The sequence below is a fragment of the Pseudomonas putida genome, from assembly GCF_001636055.1.
Taxonomy (GTDB): domain Bacteria; phylum Pseudomonadota; class Gammaproteobacteria; order Pseudomonadales; family Pseudomonadaceae; genus Aquipseudomonas; species Aquipseudomonas machongensis.
Genome location: NZ_CP011789.1, coordinates 3,307,486 through 3,323,877, shown reverse-complemented (window position 1 = coordinate 3,323,877; position 16,392 = coordinate 3,307,486). Strand labels below are relative to the sequence as shown.

Here is a 16,392-nt window from a genome sequence, read left to right as displayed (position 1 = left end):
GGTTGTTTTCTCCCAACGGTTCAGCGACGACGCGGCGCGTACGCTATGGCCTTGATCTCGATACGTAGATGGGGGTGCGGCAATTGGTGTACGGCTACGGTGGTGCGGGTCGGGCCGCTTTCGTCAAAGTATTCGGCGTATACGTCGTTGTATCCGCCGAAGTCGTTCATATCGACGAGGAAGCTGCTGATCTCCACCACGTCTGCAAGGCTTGCACCTGCAGAGGCGAGGATGTCGCGCATGTTCTCAATCACTGCGCGAGTCTGCGCCCGAATGTCTAGCTGGGTGGTGCCCATGGCATCCACCTCGACGCCGACAAAACTGTTGTCCGGGCGCCGTGAGCTGGTACCGGAGACGAACAGGAAGTCACCCGCACGCTTGATATGCGGAAAGCGCCCACGCGGTGTGGCCTTGCCAGCAACGACAGTGGCGTTGAGGTCACTCATAGCTGACGCCTCCGTGGTCACCGCGGACGCTGAAGCTGCTCTGCCCAACGCCATGGACATCGACACTGACATGCACGCCTGGGTACAACGCCACCGCAGCGCAGGCGGCGCCTGCCATCACGAGGCTACCCGCGGGCAATTCGAGTTCGGCGCCGTGCAGCAGGCGTGAGGCCTGCACTAGACTGCGCAGCGGATTGCCGAGGATTGCAGCCGTGGAGCCGGCCTGAGCCACACGCCCATCCAGGCGCATCACTACGCCGGCGTTGTCCAGCCCAGAGAAGTTGCGCGACCAAGCTCCAATGGTGAGGCCGGCCGAGGAGCAGTTGTCCGCCACCACATCCTCCAGGCTGAACTTGAACGCCTGGTAGCGTGAATCGATGATCTCCAGCGCCGGCGCCACGGCCTCGACATAATTGCCTACTTCCAGCAGGGTCAGCGGGCGATCAATCGCACGGCGCGTTAGAAAGCAAACCTCCGGCTCGACTCGCGGATGAATGTAGCGCGCCAAGTCGATCAGGCCGCCGTCCTCTTCCACCATGGTGTTGCTGAGCCACCCCCAGATCAGGCTATCCACCCCCATTTGCACCATCTTCGCGCGGCTGGTGAAGCCCAGCTTGATGCCGATGCTGTGCTCACCATCGGCATAACGACGCTGCATGGAGGCGCGCTGGATCCGGTAGGCGTCATCCAGGGAAAAGGCGGTGCTGCCACTGAACTGTGCCAGTGGTTCGGCGCTTCGCGCCGCTCGGTCAAGGGCTTCGGCGATACGAGCAATATCGGTATTCATGCACGCTTCTCCAGCGATGGCTTCAATAGGTCGAGTGCGACGTCAACGATCATGTCTTCCTGGCCACCGACCATCCGCCGCTTGCCCAGCTCGACGAGGATGTCCACGGCCTTGATGCCATACCGTGCAGCGGCCACTTCGGCGTGGCGCAGGAAGCTCGAATAGACCCCGGCGTAACCCAGGGCCAGCGTTTCACGGTCCACCCGTACCGGGCGGTCCTGTAGCGGGCGCACCAGGTCGTCGGCGGCATCCATCAGCGCGTACACGTCGGTACCGTGCTGCCAGCCAAGCTTGTCGGCAGCGGCGATGAACACTTCCAGCGGGGCGTTGCCGGCGCCGGCGCCCATGCCGGCGAGGCTGGCGTCGATGCGGTCGCAGCCCTCCTCCACGGCGGCGATGGAGTTGGCCACGCCCAGACTGAGGTTGTGGTGGGCATGGATACCGGTCGACGTCGCTGGGTCGAGCACAGCCTTGACCGCACGGAAGCGCGCACGGATGTCGTCCATGTTCATCGCCCCGCCCGAATCCACCACATAGATGCAAGTGGCGCCGTAGCCCTCCATTAATTTGGCCTGCTGCGCGAGCCCTTCAGGCGTGTGCATATGGCTCATCATCAGGAAGCCAACGGTGTCCATGCCCAGTTCACGGGCATATTCGATGTGCTGGCGCGAAACATCTGCCTCGGTGCAGTGGGTGGCCACGCGAACAATGCGAGCACCGGCGTCATAGGCGCTCTTCAGGTCATGGAGGGTGCCAATCCCTGGCAGCAGCAGCGTGGCGATCTTGGCGTGGTTGACCGCGTCGGCCGCTGCTTCGATCCATTCGAGGTCGGTGTGGGCACCGAAACCGTAGTTGAAGCTGGAACCCTGTAGGCCATCGCCATGGGCGACTTCGATGGAGTCGACCTTGGCGCGATCCAGCGCCGTGGCGATGGCACGCACGTCATCCAGCGAATACTGGTGACGGATGGCGTGCATGCCGTCGCGCAGGGTTACGTCACTGATATAGAGCTTCTTGCCGTTCATGCCGACGCCCCCATTGCTTGTGCCATGCGCTCGGCGGTGGCCAGCGCGGCGGAGGTCATAATGTCGAGATTGCCGGCGTAAGCCGGCAGGTAATGGGCGGCGCCTTCCACTTCAAGGAACACCGACGTCTTGAGACCGGTGAAGGTGCCCTGCCCAGGCAACCTCAGGCCGCACACGGGTTCGAACTGCACCTGCTGTTTGAGGCGGTAGCCCGGCACGTAGACCTGCACTGCGCGAGCCATTTCCTCGATGCTCCCCGCGATGTACTGTTGGTCGGCGGTCTCGCTCAGCACGTACACCGTGTCGCGCATCATCAGCGGCGGTTCCGCGGGGTTCATGATGATGATCGCCTTGCCCTTGGTCGCGCCGCCTATCACTTCGATGGCCTTGCTGGTGGTCTCGGTGAATTCGTCGATATTGGCGCGGGTGCCGGGGCCGGCGGACTTGCTGGCAATCGAGGCAACGATCTCGGCGTAGTGCACCTTGGCCACCCGCGATACCGCCGCGACCATTGGGATGGTCGCCTGGCCACCGCAGGTGACCATGTTGACGTTGGTCGCCTGCAGGTGCTGCTCGAGGTTTACCACCGGCACGCAGTACGGGCCGATGGCCGCTGGGGTCAGGTCGATGATGCGCAGGTCGGCCTTGTGCTGGCGCAGGAAGGCGTCGTTCTTCACATGGGCACCAGCGCTGGTGGCGTCGAAGACGAAATCGATGTCCCTGAACACCGGCAGGCGGGTCAGGCCCTGCACGCCTTCGTGGGTGGTGGTCACGCCCAGGCGGGCGGCGCGGGCCAGGCCGTCGGAGGCCGGGTCGATGCCGACCATCGCTGCCATCTCTAGGTGCTTGGCGTTGCGCAGGATCTTGATCATCAGGTCGGTGCCGATGTTGCCGGAACCGATGATGGCTACTTTGCGTTTCTGGCTCATTTAGGGCCCCCTTACTCGGCTTGAGCAAAGGACGCAGTGACGCGGCCCAAGCCCTGGATCTCAGCGGTAAACACATCTCCCGGGCTCACCGGCACCATAGGTCCCAAGGCACCGGTCAACACCACGTCACCGGCACGCAATGGCTCGCCGAGACGGACCATGGTATTGGCCAGCCACACCGCCGCATTCAGTGGGTTTTCCAGGCAGGCTGCACCGGCTCCGACCGATACCGGTTCGCCGCGTAGACTCAGGCGCATGCCACAATTGACCAGGTCCAATTGCCCCAGGGATACCGGCTGACTGCCCAGGACAAACAGCCCGGACGAAGCATTGTCTGCGACTGTGTCGAGCAAACTGATGTCCCAGTTGGCGATTCGACTGCCGACGATTTCGATGGCCGGCAGGGCGAAAGCAGTGGCACGGATAATGTCGGCCAGGGTCTGGCGCTCATTGCACAGATCGCGCTCCAGAACCAGGGCGATCTCTGCTTCTACCTTGGGCTGCTGGCATTCACTCCAGCTGATAGACTGGCCGTCACCTCGGGCCATCTGGGCAAACAGCCGACCAAAGTCCGGTTGGTCAACCCCCAACTGGCGCTGGACAACACTTGAGGTCAAACCGATCTTGTGACCTACCGGGTTCCAGCCTGCGGCAATGTCGGCGGCGTTGTTGTACTGTTGCACGGCGTAAGCCTGCTTTAGCGCGGATTCATCTTGCTCGACAGCCGCACGCTCGATGAGTTCGCGTACTGGCGCACAGGGCCTGCCCTGTTCACGAGCCTGGCGCAAACACGCTGCTGCTTCAGCGATTGCTGGATGCATGGAGTTCTCCTGTCCTTACGGATTGACACAAATGGTGGTGAGCTCGGAATAGAAATCCAGCGAGTGGCGCCCTCCTTCGCGGCCAAGCCCAGACAAGCGTGCGCCACCAAAAGGCGTACGCAGATCGCGCAGGAACCAGGTATTGACCCACACCATGCCGACATGGATACGTCTAGAGAGACGGTGGGCCCGCTTCAGATCGCGAGTCCACAGAGAAGCAGCCAGGCCGTAGGCCGAATCATTAACGCGTTGCAGCACTTCCTCGTCGCTATCGAAGGGCGCGATATGACAGACCGGACCGAACACTTCTTCGCGAATGCAGCGAGCGTCATCGGTAAGGCCGGTCCAGATAGTCGGCTGGATAAAAGCGCCCTGGTCGCGCTCGTCGCCAAATGTCGGCACACCGCCGCCACTGACCACTGTCGCGCCCTCTGTCACAGCCAACTGGAAGTAGCCCAACACCTTGTCGCGGTGTTTATGGGAAATCAGCGACCCCATGTTCACGCCGTCTTCGTCGGGATAGCCGATCTTCAGCTTCTCGGCGCCTGCTTTGAGCGCCGCGACAAAGCGCTCGTAGATCGACCGCTCGACGTAGACCCGCTCCGTGCATAGGCAGACCTGGCCAGAATTGGTGAAACTGGAACGCAGCACACCGGCAACTGCCGCATCAAAATCGCAATCGGCAAAAACGACTGCGGCATTCTTGCCACCCAGTTCGAAAGACACCTCACGTACGCCCTCGGCAGCAGCGCGCATGATGGTCGAGCCGGTGCGCGACTCACCGGTAAAGGTGATGGCATTGACGCCAGGGTGGCGAGTGAGAAACTCACCGGCAGAATCAGGGCCAAAGCCATGCACAAGATTGAATACACCGGCGGGCACACCGGCCTCGTGCATGACCTCGGCCAACAGGGTGGCACTGGAAGGCGTATCTTCCGACGGTTTGACAACCACAGAATTACCACAGGCCAACGCTGGCGCGACTTTCCAGGTAAGCAGCAACAGCGGTAGGTTCCACGGCGAGATGATGGCCACCACGCCATGCGGCTTACGCACGGTATAACTGAACACATCCGTACCATCGCCGGTGCGCATTTCAAAAAGCTCGCTACCGCCGTGTCGCACTAAATCAGCGAAGGTACGGAAGTTCTGCACGCCCCGTGCAACATCCAGGCTGCGCGCCTGATGCACGGGCCGACCAGTATCAGCGACTTCGGCATCCACGAAGTCTTCAAATCGACGCTCGATGCCATCGGCGATCCGCTCTAGCAGATCAGCCCGCTGGGCAGTACTGAATCCAGCCCACGGCCCCAATTGAGCGCCTGCCGCCGCTTCGACTGCAGCATTCACTTCATCTTCACCAGCCTCACATACCTGGCCCAATAGGCTCCCATTGACAGGAGAGATGTTGTCGAACCTGCGGCTGCTCTCGACGAAAGTCCCAGCGATATAGTGACGTAGCAAATGTTTGGACACAGCGCCCTCCTGAGCAGGATGTTTTCAATGAGTTTAGGGACGTCATATATAAATTAATAATAGAAATATCGTCTTCGGGTATCAGAACTCGGAATACATGAATTTCAGGCAAAGCTATGGATGTGAGTGCGCTTTAGTAATTCACTGCAACTTTCATGTTAACGATGCCCGCAACTTAATTGCGCCACCCAAACAACTTCGGGTTTTGCTTGTAAGCCTGCAGGTAATGCTCAAGCCGCCGCGACTTTTCATCTCAGCCAGTAGGCCAGCGCGTTGCAGTCAGCCCGAGCGTGCAGCATCGCTTGCGGTGGTGCTGCACACTTGAGCAGCACTCCCGATGCGGCCCTTTTAAAGGTGCCGGGCGAAGTAGGCCTGCGTACTTGCCCGGTTGGCGGCGAGCTTGTGCGCAACGTCCAGTGCCATGGGGTCGGGATAGACCTCCGTGGCACCGCTGGCCAACCCCGCTACGATCGCATCGGCCACGTCCCGAGGACTGGCCTTGGCACCCGCAACGTCACGGCTCATCGCGGTATCGATCGCACCGGGGAGCACCGCCATCACCTGCACCTGGCCGGCCAGCTCGGCCCGAGCGGCCTCGGTCAGGCGCAACGCGGCCGCCTTGGACGCACACAACGACCCCATGGCTGGCAACGCCACCCGCGCCAGAATCGAGAGCACGTTGACGATAGCGCCAGTGCGCTCGACAAGCGTCGGCGCAAAGGCACGCATCATCGCGAGCGTGGCGAAGTAGTTGACGGCCATTTCCTGGGCAGCGGCTTCGGAGTCCTCGGTGCCCAGCAACCGCTGCTGCCTATTGAGGCCAGCATTGTTCACCAGGATATCGACCCGTACCCTGCTCGCCACCTGCGCGACTTGCTGCTGGTCGGTGACGTCCAGATCCACCGCCTCCACCAGCGGATGATCGAACAGCAGACGCTCAGGGTTACGGCAAGCGGCGTAGACACGACTTGCCCCCGCAGCCAAAAACGCTTCGATCAAGGCAAGGCCCAACCCTCCGTTGGCGCCGGTGATCAGGACCTCCTTGCCCACAGTCGTGATGGCGCTCACAGGTGCTCACTTTTGGCCCAGCGGGCCATCAGCGTGTTCGAAGGCAGCGATTCATCGAGCAATTTCTTGGCCGTTTCGATGCCCGCCACCGGTAGCCCTTCTGGATCGAGCAGGCCGATCTGTACCAGCACAGAGGCCTGGTCCCAGTAGATATGCTCGTGGTATAGCTTGTTGCCGCGGAAGTTGACCACCGCCACCATGGGTACTTCCACGTATTTGCCGGTAGGTGCTATCCCAGGCAGCATGTAGTCCATTTCGCAGGTGTGGGTGAAAGACATGATGAATTCATCGACGACCTGGTAGGCGCCGACCGTGCGAGAAACCGGAATCATCTTGGTGTCCTCGGGGTTGGCGTGGACAAAGTGATGCTGATAGAAGCGTCCGAGTTGCTTGCTGCCCACCCCGCCGGTCAGCGTCGGAATATGGTTCACGTAAGGCTCGGCGACCATGGTCTTCAGGGTGGCCGGCACGTCTCGGGTAACGAACTCATGGTGGATGTGCTCGTCCCACAGGTCTGAAAGGTTGTAGGCCGGCCCGATGTACTTCTTCAATGCGCCAATGGTGCGCCCATGAGCCATGAGGGCCGAGGGTTTGTGAAAGTGATCGCTGCCCAGGCGGGCAAAGGCATGGTCAGCACCCTCGTAGGTATACAGCTCTACGCCTGGGCGGCCACGCAGCACCTCGGCGATACGCGCACGGGTCGTGGCGTCACACAGCCCGTCCAGTTCGCCGTGATGCAGCACCAGCCCACCGCTCAGGCCATCGGCTTCATCCAGGTATTGCTCAATACCCATGCCGTAGTAGCCCACCGCAACCGCGACATCAGTACGGGTGGCGGTGAGGTAGGCCAGTTTGCCTCCCAGGCAATAGCCCACGAAGCCCAGGGCGGGCTCGGTGACCTCGGCCAGATCCCGCAGCGTGTCGAAGGCGGCGGCGATGTCGTCTACGGCCTTGTCCAGGTCCAGTGCGGTGTAGAGGCTCAAAGCCTTATCGAAATCTGCGGGGGTATAGCCCAGGTCGATACCCGGCTGTAGACGCCAGAACAAGTCGGGCACCAGAACCACATAACCTTCCTCGGCATACATCTGCGCCACCTCGCGCATGTTGGCGTTCACGCCAAATATTTCTTGGCCCAACACGATGCCTGGCCCCTTGCCTTCAGGCGGCAGCGCCAGATATCCCTTGAAACTTCCAGCCTGGTCTCGTGCCTGAATATCGATGTATTTGCTCATCTCATTACTCCTTCTACGGTAAGCGGACAGACATTGCTCTACATGAATTCTTGGCGAAGCAGCTTTGATGAAGCATTGCCAACGGCGCCATCTACAGCAGCTTGAAAGGGAATTCGGTGATCAGGCGAATCTCATCCATGTCACCGCGTGGCTCAGCCGAATTACCGCGGTGCACGCCGTACCGCGCTCTAAAGCTGAGGTTTTTCGCCGGCCCGTCTTGCACGACATATTGCATCTCGATATTGCGTTCCCAGTGGCGCCCCCCATCTCGAAAGCCGAGGGGATAGTAGGAACTGTACGGTTCGATATCGGAGCCTTTGCCACCCTGTCCCTGCATGTAGCGAATCATGAACCTCAGGCCAGGCACGCCACGCGCACTGAAGTCATAGTCGTAACGAACCTGCCAGGACCGATCGTTGGGCGCGTTGAAGTCACTGAGCTGCACATTGTTAGCCAGCTGTGCCACGGTGGTTTGCCCGTCTCGGAACGCCATATAATCGAAGGGCGTGTCGCCCTGCACCTTCTGGTATGCAAGCATGAGGGAATGGGCACCGAACTTGACGCCCGGAGCAAAGGACCAGGTTAAGTTGTCGATGGGCCCGCCATGGGCGGCACCGATGTCGACCGTTCGGTACATGCTGAAATTCAAGGTTGGGGTCAGCCCCTCGACGAGGGCAGGCAAGTAGCGAAACCCCAGGTAATCCTGGCGCCAAAGATCTTCGGCACGTTGAGTGCTGAGGTAGCCTTTGACTGCGCCCTGCTCATAATTCAGGCTGAGATAATCGACCGTATCCGTCTCCGTAGCGCCATACAGGGAACGTAGCGTGCTGTCGTTGCGGTTCTCCGAAGGCGCCTTGCCGGCGGTGATGTGGGCGGCATCGAAGGTTAGCGGCTGCAGATCGCGACTGATGAGCTGCCATGCTGTCACAGTTTGCGGCAACAGGCGCCCGGAGCCACCATCGGTGAGTAACACCGGAGAGGTGCGCAATTCCATGGAGCCGTATTTGAGCACCATTTCACGGTACTTGAGCTTGAGCGCACCGCCGCCCACGCTGTACTCATTCGCCACATCACCGTCGTTGTTGACGTGAAGCAGGTTGGTGCCGGTCTTGCCACGACCACTGTCAAGCTTCAATCCCGCATACAGATGCGCGTCGAATCCCAAGCCGACAACACCAGTCGTGAACGGGGAGATGTAGTCCAGAGTTAAGCCTTGGGCCCACTCCGCGCGATAACCGTTAACGGTGCCTGATCGGCGGTTGGCACCACCGTTGCGGAAGTCGCGGTTGAGATAAAAGTTCCGGGTTAAACCGGACAAGCTTCCCTGCTGAAAATATGTTGAAGCATCGGCCCATAGTTCATCTGCCAAGGCCTGTTGGCAAGCCAGCGCCAGCCCTAAGCCAGACACTAGTCGGTAATCGATCACTGCAGGCATAACCACACTCCTGGGTACTCACGTGCACCACGCGCAAGGCCTTGAGGCCATGCATGGTCAGGGAATGACTAGCTGGGGGTCGGCCGACGACGCACGCTTCGGCGATCGAGGTCGGCTCGAACAGTTGTTGATTACAAGTCGCGGTCGGCCGGGTGGGCTACGATTCGCCGATATTCATCTATGGCGAGCTCTACCAAGGTGCCTGGAGGCAAAGGCTCTGCAGTCTGGGCAATTACCACTGGCCCATCGCTCAGCTCGACACTAGCCAGGTGCAGGAGCTCTGCGGTAGCGATCCCGATCCGCGCGCGCACCACGGTAGCCTGAGCAATCCGGGCGGCCCCGGCAGAGACTTCCTGCCACTGCGCCTCACCGCAGCGCGGGCAGCTGTAACGCGGCGGGAAACTGGCCTGGCCGCAACCGACACATTGCTGGATCATGAACGCCATGCCACACCCCCTTGCCACCGTTCGAGCACCACCGCGTTGGCGCACATGCCGTAGCGATACTGGACCATGCCATAGCCGGTCACCACCGCCAGGCGCGCATTGCTGACCTGGCGTTGACCGGCGTCGCCAAGCAGCTGGGTAATAGCTTCGACCAACCCATGCATACCCCCCGCCGCGCCCGCCTGGCCGGCCGAGAGCTGCCCGCCCGAGGTATTCACCGGCAGTTCGAAACGGCCTATCCGCCGCAGCGCTCGCCGGTAATCGTCGTCGGGGACGAAGCCCAGGTCGGCGAGCTGGATCAGGGCCATGACCGGATAGTCGTCATACACGCACGCCAGGTCCATGGCATCAGGCCCGGTATTGGCGCGGTCCCACAGCGTGTCGGCAATCTTTGCCAGCGGCGTCTGCAGGCCATCGCCAGCCTGGTGGTCATCGTTGTGCAGCGCCTTTACTGCACGCACCGCCACGTTGACCGTGTTGCGGGCGAGGTCGGCGCGGGTCAGCAGGATGGCGTTGGCGCCATTGACTACCGGTACGCAGTCAAACCGGCACAGCGGGTCGGCCACCATGGGCGCCTCAAGGTACTGCTCGATGGTCAGCGGCTCGCGGTAGACCGCCAGCGGGTTGCGCTGCGCCCAGGCTCGCTGGGCAATGCACAGCTCTGCATAGTCTTCGCGGCCAAGGCCGGTGCGTTGCGCATGACGCTGGGTGAGCATCGCGAACACCCCATTGGGCCCGCCGTGCTGAAGCGGCTTGAGGTACTCCTCGGTGGTCCGGTTGTAATGGTCGACCAGAGTCTTGAAATCCTCCGGGGTGAACGTATCACCGGCCACCAGTACGATCACGTTGGCATCACCGTGCTGGATGGCACGCACGGCATGCTGCAGCATATTGATCGCGCTAGCCCCGCCATTGCGGTCATCCATGCACCAGGTCAGGGTCAGCCCGAGGCGCCACGCCAGATCGATGGCGTTGTCCGGCCGGTGGGTGAAGGATGCCACGCCCAGGCCGTCGACCTCATGCGCTGCCACGCCTGCCTGGCGCAGCAATTGCTGCACCGCCCTGCCGAGCAGTTGCGACGTCGACTCACCCGTGCCGCGCCGGTTGTAAGGTACTTCCAGGGCCCCGGCGATCAGCGCCACGGCGTCATTGCTTGCTGACCGGTTCATGACCGCCCTCCTTTGGCCCGCACGCGGGTCTCCTTGGTGAAACAAAGAGAGATGACTGTGATCAGCCCCAGCGCCATCATCATCAGAGAAACTGGCCAACTAGCCTGGTAATGCGCCAGCAAGGCGGTAGCGATCATCGGCGTCAGGCCACCGGAGAATACCGAGGCGACTTCGTGCCCGAGAGCCATTCCGGAATAGCGGACCTCAGTGCTGAACAGTTCGCCCATAAGACTAGGCTGCGTACCGATCATGGCCCCGTGGCAGATGGCATTGCCAATGAGGAAGGCGAGCCAGATCCAGGCAGGCTCTCGGGTCTCGAGTAACCAGAAGAATGGGAATGCCATTAGCACCATCCCTAAGGCACCCACCATATATACCGGCTTGCGACCTATGCGGTCCGACAAACGCCCCCAGAACAGCATGGCCACCAACTCCACGCACGTGGAGAACGTGACTCCCGCCAGCATCACACTATTGGGCACGCCAAGAAACTTGCCGTAGACAAGAGCGAACGCCAGCATGATGTAGGAGCCGCCGTTTTCAGCCACTCGCAACCCCATGGCCATCAGCACTTCCCGCGGATATCTGCGCAACACATCCAGCACGGGCATATGCGCCGTCTTGCCCGTTGCCTCAGCTCGCTGGAAATCCTGACTCTCTGGCAATGTCCGGCGAATGTAGACGCCCAGGACGAATATGACGATCGAGATAAGGAACGGAATGCGCCAACCCCAGCTATGGAAATCCCGCTCCGGCAACAACTGGACTAGATAGAACACCGCTGCGGACAAGACAAACCCACCGCCCACTCCGATCTGACTAATCGAAGCGTAGAAGCCGCGGCGCTCAGGTGGCGCCGACTCGCTGATCATCAGCACGCCACCGCCCCACTCGCCTCCTGCTGCGATGCCCTGCAAGATACGTAACAGCAGTAGCAACGCGGGCGCCCACATGCCCGCTTGAGCGTAGGTGGGCAACAATCCGATCAAGAAAGTTGCCCCGCCCATGATAGAGAGCGTCCATACCAAGGCTTTTTTGCGACCGTACTTGTCCCCGATATGGCCGAATATCACCCCACCGAAAGGCCGCGCGAGAAAACCCAATGCAAACCCGGCCAGTGCCGCGATCGTACCCACCAGTGGATCGGTGCCCTTGGGGAAAAACAATTCCCCGAATATGAGCGCCGCCGCTGTGCTGTAGAGAAAGAAGTCGTACCACTCCAACGCCGTGCCAGTGACAGAAGCCAAGACGATCTTGCGAAAGGTCTTACTGTCGATCGGTACTCGGTTATCAACTGCAGCGGAAACATGACTGTGCTCCGACTGGTTATCTGATAGTTCAAGCGAATGCGTGCCCGTCATGGCCGTCTCCGTCAATGACTGAATATTTATGAACGCTATTTTTATTGTTGTTGCATCTTTTGTTATTGCACGGCAGTCAAAGCTAAATGATTAGGCGCGTTTAAGCCTGTAGCCGGAGCACTCTAGGTCCCATGTACTGGCGGTAACGCCGAGTTCTCTCAATTTATATTTCTGAACTTTGCCGTTTTCGGTTTTCGGCAACTCGATAACAAAATCTAAGTAACGCGGCACGGCGAAATACGCCAACCGTGACTCACAATATTGCGTCAGCTCCAATGGATCGAGCGTAGTCCCCTCCTTGATGACGATAGATGCCATGACTTCATCTTCCGCCAGTTCGGATTTCACCGCATATACCGCCACGAGCTCCACCGCGGGGTGGCTCGACAGAACCTGCTCCACCTCAAAAGACGAGATGTTCTCTCCACGGCGACGGATTGTGTCCTTCAAGCGGTCAACAAAGCGGAAATAGCCGTCGCTATCGCGCACAACCCGGTCGCCGGTGTGATACCACAGGTTGCGCCAGGCTTCGACAGTCTTTTCCGGCATACCAAAGTAGCCGCAGGCGAAAGCGAAGGGCTGCTCAGCGCGCAATACAAGCTCTCCTGGTTCGCCATCCGCTACCGGCTGATCCTGGCTGTCTACCACCCGGGCACTGAAGCCTTTGGCCAATCGGCCCATAAAACCAGGCCGCTGATTCTCCAGAGTCCCTCCAATCACGGCATTGGTTTCGGTAGCCCCATAACCATCGATGAGGCCTATGCCTGTGCGTTGAATAAACGGGGCGTGGAACTGTTCAGGGACGCCTGGGGCTAGCGCGACACGCACGTTATGCGCGCGCTCGAGCTCATTGTGCGGACGGCTGAGAAGGATAGGCACCATGGCTCCCAGCAGATACGTCACTGTGGCCCCGGTTTCCGCAAGCGCCTGGTAGAAGCCGCTAGCGGAAAAACGTTTGTCTACCACCAGCTGTGCGTCGTGCAGCAAGGCCTGGAAAAAGGCGTTCAATGCATTGGTATGGAACAACGGCAGGCATGTATACAGCACATCCCCGGGGCGCACCTGTAGGTCGCCACCGGTATTCAGCCCCCACCAAAAGAATTGGGCGTGCGGGCAGATCACGCCCTTGGACAACCCGGAAGTCCCGGAGGTGTAAAGGATAACCAGCGGGTCGCCATCCTCGAGCACTGCAGGTGGGGCCATGGACGCACTGCGAGGGGGCATCGACCGCACCCTCAACCGCTCCTGCCAAACCGCGTTGACATCGCCTTGCGGCGAAAGGACCCACAGGGCTTCGACAGCAAGCGCAGAGTAATCAAGTGCCGCGAGCACATCCAGATTGACCTCTTCACTGACCAATAAGCGCGCCCCACTATTAGCCAGCACATGATTCAACTGCATGCCCCGACAGGCGGTATTAATAGGCACCGCAACCGCGCCCAGCCAACCACATGCCAACAGCACTTCAAGGAACTCGGCGCGGTTGGCGCACATCAATCCAACCCGATCTCCACGCTTTATCCCATATTCCGCGAGTGTTGTGGCACGCCGTCCTATCACGTCGACAAGTTGCGCAGCAGTCCAAGTGCAGCTTCGGTCGGAAAAAAGCGCCGTTTCAGGGCTGCGTTCAATACGTTTCAACAGCAGCACCGGAAGTGTTAATGCCCCGCCAACTGCTTGTTGTTTGCAAAAACCTGTGTCCATCACTCAAAGCCTCAGATTGTTGTATCGCCTCGCTGTTGTTCCGAAGTCTATGAACCTGTACCCTATAAGTCAAATTCATGGCAATTATACAATTGATAAACGGTATTTATACGAATGCGCAACTTGAATGATGTCGATCTAAATCTGCTTAGGGTTTTTCAGGCCATAATGGAGGAACGCAGCTTGACACTCGCGGCTGGACGCCTGGCGATTACACAACCTGCTGTAAGTTACGCCTTGGGTCGACTTCGCAAGCTTTTTGATGATGCGCTATTCGTACGCACGCCGGAAGGCATGATGCCGACCCAGACCGCCGAGCGGATCGCCCTACCGATCGGACGGGCACTCACGGCAATACGCGATGCTCTGAATGAAACCGAACCCTTCGATCCTGGTACTAGCGACCGGGAGTTCCGTTTGTGTATGTCAGACATCGGCGAACAGGTGTTCCTGCCGTCGCTTTGTGAACGGCTTCAAACGCTTGCGCCGGCCATTAGGCTCTCATCAGAGCTGGTACCCGTCGCCATGGTGGTCGAGCGGATGCGTATGGGGCAACTGGACTTCGCAATTGGTAACCTGCCCACACTGAAAACAACCACCCGGTACCAATCCCTGTTCCGAGAGCAATACGCCTGCATGACTCGCAAGCGTGACGGACTTCCGGCCGGGAAAATCAGCGTGGAGGATTTTCTTGCCCTCTCCCATGTCAGTGTCACCTCCACTGACAGCAGCCACTTAGCCATCGAGGACACTCTGGCCTCACGTGGCCTGAATCGACACATCGCTTTGAGGGTACCCCACTTTACAGTTGTGCCGCAGATACTCAGGCATACAGGGTGGATGGTCACCCTACCTGAAGGCGTCGCACATGCGCTGAATCATTCGAATGATTTCGTGATTTACCCGCTGCCAGTGGAGATGCCGGGGGTCGAGTCTACCGTTCATTGGCATGGTGCCTACGACGCTGATGCCGGCAATCAATGGTTCAGGGCATTTCTATTTGAAACCTTGCGCAGATAAGGCTATTGCAGATCAGGGGTAGTCACGGAGGCCAAGTCATAAAGGGGCTAGCAGCATACGTCGGCGGGTATTGCTGGCCGGGCTGCGCTACGCGCAGTGTGCGCAGCACGGCAAGGGTATACGCGCCCGCATGGCCCGGTCATAGACTGAGCCGCTTCCGAGCCGAAATGGACGGGCAAAATTACCTAACTCCTCATTAGGATCATTTACGCGCCAGGCTACGCCATGTTGAGGGCCTCCTCCCTGCGCTTCGGCTCGGGCGCCAGCATAATGCTCGGCCTGACGTTCATCGGTTTGCGTGCAAATGAAGCTGACGACACGGCTCATTTTCAGGAGCAGCGGAATGCGTCGTTTTTTTAATTGCAGCCATGGTCCACTACTGCTGGGCCAAGCCAGGCGCACCATTCAACCATCCCATAAACGCCAATAGTGATTGGCATTTTAGTCCGGAGAAGCTTTCATCTCCTTATCAGCCAGCATGCGAACCGCCGTCGTGAACTAGCCCAGCGATCCAGTCAGCGAACGCCTGCACAGCTGGTGATAGAAAGCGCTGATGTGGATATAACAAGTGTACAGGAACCCGGTCAGGCTGCCAGTCAGCAAGCACTTCGACCAGCCGCCCCCATCGTAGATGTTCGGAAACAACATTCTCGGCGAGTTGCACGAGCCCAAAGCCTTCAAGGCACATTTTGATGTAGAGCCCAGTCTCGTTGACGGCTGCTGTGCCCTTGACCGGTACTGAGATTTTCTCGTCGCCCCGGGCGAAGCGCATCTCACCTGCTTGCCTTGCACGGCCCGAGAAGTAATGGATGGCCCGGTGACGAGACAAATCTCGCGGAGTCTGCGGAGTACCGTTCTCTTCGAGATAGGCAGCAGATGCACAGGTCACCCAGCGAAAACGGCCTAGTGGTCGCGCAACGAGCGTTGAGTCATCAAGCTCGCCTGTACGAATGACGCAGTCGACTCCCTCCTGAAGCAGGTCAACCTGCCGATCGTTGACGCCTATCATCAGGTAAATATCCGGGTAGCGCCGGTAAAAGTCTTGCAGGTTTGGAATGACGATGAAGTGGGCAATGCCGCCCGGCATATCGACGCGCAAACGTCCCTGCGGCCGTTTCACGGAATCCGTCAGGCTGGTCTCCGTGCGTTCGATCAGTCCCAATATTTCCCTGCATTGCCCCAGATATTGGGCGCCTTCAGGCGTCAGGCTAACCCGCCGCGTTGTTCTGTTCAGCAGGCGCACCTGCAGGTACTTCTCAAGGTTTTTAACGCTGCTGGTCACCGTTGAGGCCGGTAGAGAGAGCGTCTGCGCCGCCTGGCTAAAGCTTCCTGCCTCAGCCACACGGACGAAAACCTGCATTGCTTGAATACGGTCCATGACGGGTAACAGCCTTGGAGCAATGAAAGGAGGCATTATTATTCGCATAAATTGAATAATAAAAACAGTTCTACCATCTTTTTCCCGCAGTATCG

The 16,392-nt window shown here is 59.5% G+C and carries 15 protein-coding genes; 1 reads left to right on the top strand and 14 read right to left on the bottom strand.

From position 1 onward, the window contains the following. Positions 1-20 precede the first annotated feature (20 nt). The 13 genes from AB688_RS14775 to AB688_RS14715 all read right to left on the bottom strand — a co-directional run bounded on the left by AB688_RS14775 (position 21) and on the right by AB688_RS14715 (position 13,899). Complete coding sequence (locus AB688_RS14775; RefSeq protein WP_025754657.1) at positions 21-446, bottom strand: RidA family protein; 426 nt, start codon at positions 444-446, stop codon at positions 21-23. Continuing rightward, a complete protein-coding gene (locus AB688_RS14770) occupies positions 439-1,233 on the bottom strand; it encodes a 2-keto-4-pentenoate hydratase (RefSeq protein ID WP_027915669.1) in 795 nt (264 codons plus the stop codon). Before AB688_RS14770 ends, AB688_RS14775 begins: the two co-directional genes overlap by 8 nt. After that, positions 1,230-2,258 carry a 4-hydroxy-2-oxovalerate aldolase gene (mhpE, locus tag AB688_RS14765; protein ID WP_027915668.1) on the bottom strand — a complete coding sequence of 343 codons (1,029 nt, stop codon included), beginning with the start codon at positions 2,256-2,258 and terminating at the stop codon, positions 1,230-1,232. The genes AB688_RS14770 and mhpE overlap by 4 nt, the downstream gene beginning before the upstream one ends. Then, on the bottom strand, positions 2,255-3,187 hold the full coding sequence (locus AB688_RS14760; RefSeq protein WP_027915667.1) for an acetaldehyde dehydrogenase (acetylating): 933 nt from the start codon (positions 3,185-3,187) through the stop codon (positions 2,255-2,257). The genes mhpE and AB688_RS14760 overlap by 4 nt, the downstream gene beginning before the upstream one ends. A gap of 11 nt (positions 3,188-3,198) precedes the next feature. Next, complete coding sequence (locus AB688_RS14755; RefSeq protein WP_027915666.1) at positions 3,199-4,008, bottom strand: 2-keto-4-pentenoate hydratase; 810 nt, start codon at positions 4,006-4,008, stop codon at positions 3,199-3,201. 15 nt (positions 4,009-4,023) lie between these two features. After that, complete coding sequence (locus AB688_RS14750; protein ID WP_027915665.1) at positions 4,024-5,484, bottom strand: 2-hydroxymuconic semialdehyde dehydrogenase; 1,461 nt, start codon at positions 5,482-5,484, stop codon at positions 4,024-4,026. A 348-nt stretch (positions 5,485-5,832) separates the two neighbouring features. Then, entirely contained in the window at positions 5,833-6,552 is a 720-nt protein-coding gene (locus AB688_RS14745; RefSeq protein WP_196759860.1) for an SDR family NAD(P)-dependent oxidoreductase, read from the bottom strand. After that, positions 6,549-7,784 (bottom strand): dienelactone hydrolase family protein, encoded by a 1,236-nt coding sequence (locus AB688_RS14740; protein ID WP_025754664.1) that lies wholly within the window; start codon positions 7,782-7,784, stop codon positions 6,549-6,551. Before AB688_RS14740 ends, AB688_RS14745 begins: the two co-directional genes overlap by 4 nt. A 91-nt stretch (positions 7,785-7,875) precedes the next feature. Further along, positions 7,876-9,219 carry an OprD family outer membrane porin gene (locus AB688_RS14735; protein ID WP_063544931.1) on the bottom strand — a complete coding sequence of 448 codons (1,344 nt, stop codon included), beginning with the start codon at positions 9,217-9,219 and terminating at the stop codon, positions 7,876-7,878. 131 nt (positions 9,220-9,350) lie between these two features. Then, positions 9,351-9,665, bottom strand: coding sequence for a Zn-ribbon domain-containing OB-fold protein (locus AB688_RS14730; RefSeq protein WP_027915662.1), 315 nt, complete (start codon positions 9,663-9,665; stop codon positions 9,351-9,353). Beyond that, positions 9,653-10,834 (bottom strand): thiolase family protein, encoded by a 1,182-nt coding sequence (locus AB688_RS14725; protein WP_027915661.1) that lies wholly within the window; start codon positions 10,832-10,834, stop codon positions 9,653-9,655. Before AB688_RS14725 ends, AB688_RS14730 begins: the two co-directional genes overlap by 13 nt. Beyond that, positions 10,831-12,195 carry an MFS transporter gene (locus tag AB688_RS14720; RefSeq protein ID WP_025754668.1) on the bottom strand — a complete coding sequence of 455 codons (1,365 nt, stop codon included), beginning with the start codon at positions 12,193-12,195 and terminating at the stop codon, positions 10,831-10,833. Before AB688_RS14720 ends, AB688_RS14725 begins: the two co-directional genes overlap by 4 nt. 90 nt (positions 12,196-12,285) lie before the next feature. Further along, complete coding sequence (locus tag AB688_RS14715; RefSeq protein ID WP_033695118.1) at positions 12,286-13,899, bottom strand: ATP-dependent acyl-CoA ligase; 1,614 nt, start codon at positions 13,897-13,899, stop codon at positions 12,286-12,288. 114 nt (positions 13,900-14,013) lie between these two features. On the opposite strand from AB688_RS14715, the gene AB688_RS14710 reads away from it, so the two are divergent. After that, a complete protein-coding gene (locus tag AB688_RS14710; protein ID WP_027915659.1) occupies positions 14,014-14,919 on the top strand; it encodes a LysR family transcriptional regulator in 906 nt (301 codons plus the stop codon). A 469-nt stretch (positions 14,920-15,388) separates the two neighbouring features. Here AB688_RS14710 and AB688_RS14705 read toward each other — a convergent pair whose 3' ends face one another. Then, positions 15,389-16,297 carry a LysR family transcriptional regulator gene (locus AB688_RS14705; RefSeq protein WP_027915658.1) on the bottom strand — a complete coding sequence of 303 codons (909 nt, stop codon included), beginning with the start codon at positions 16,295-16,297 and terminating at the stop codon, positions 15,389-15,391. Between the last annotated feature and the right edge of the window lie 95 nt (positions 16,298-16,392).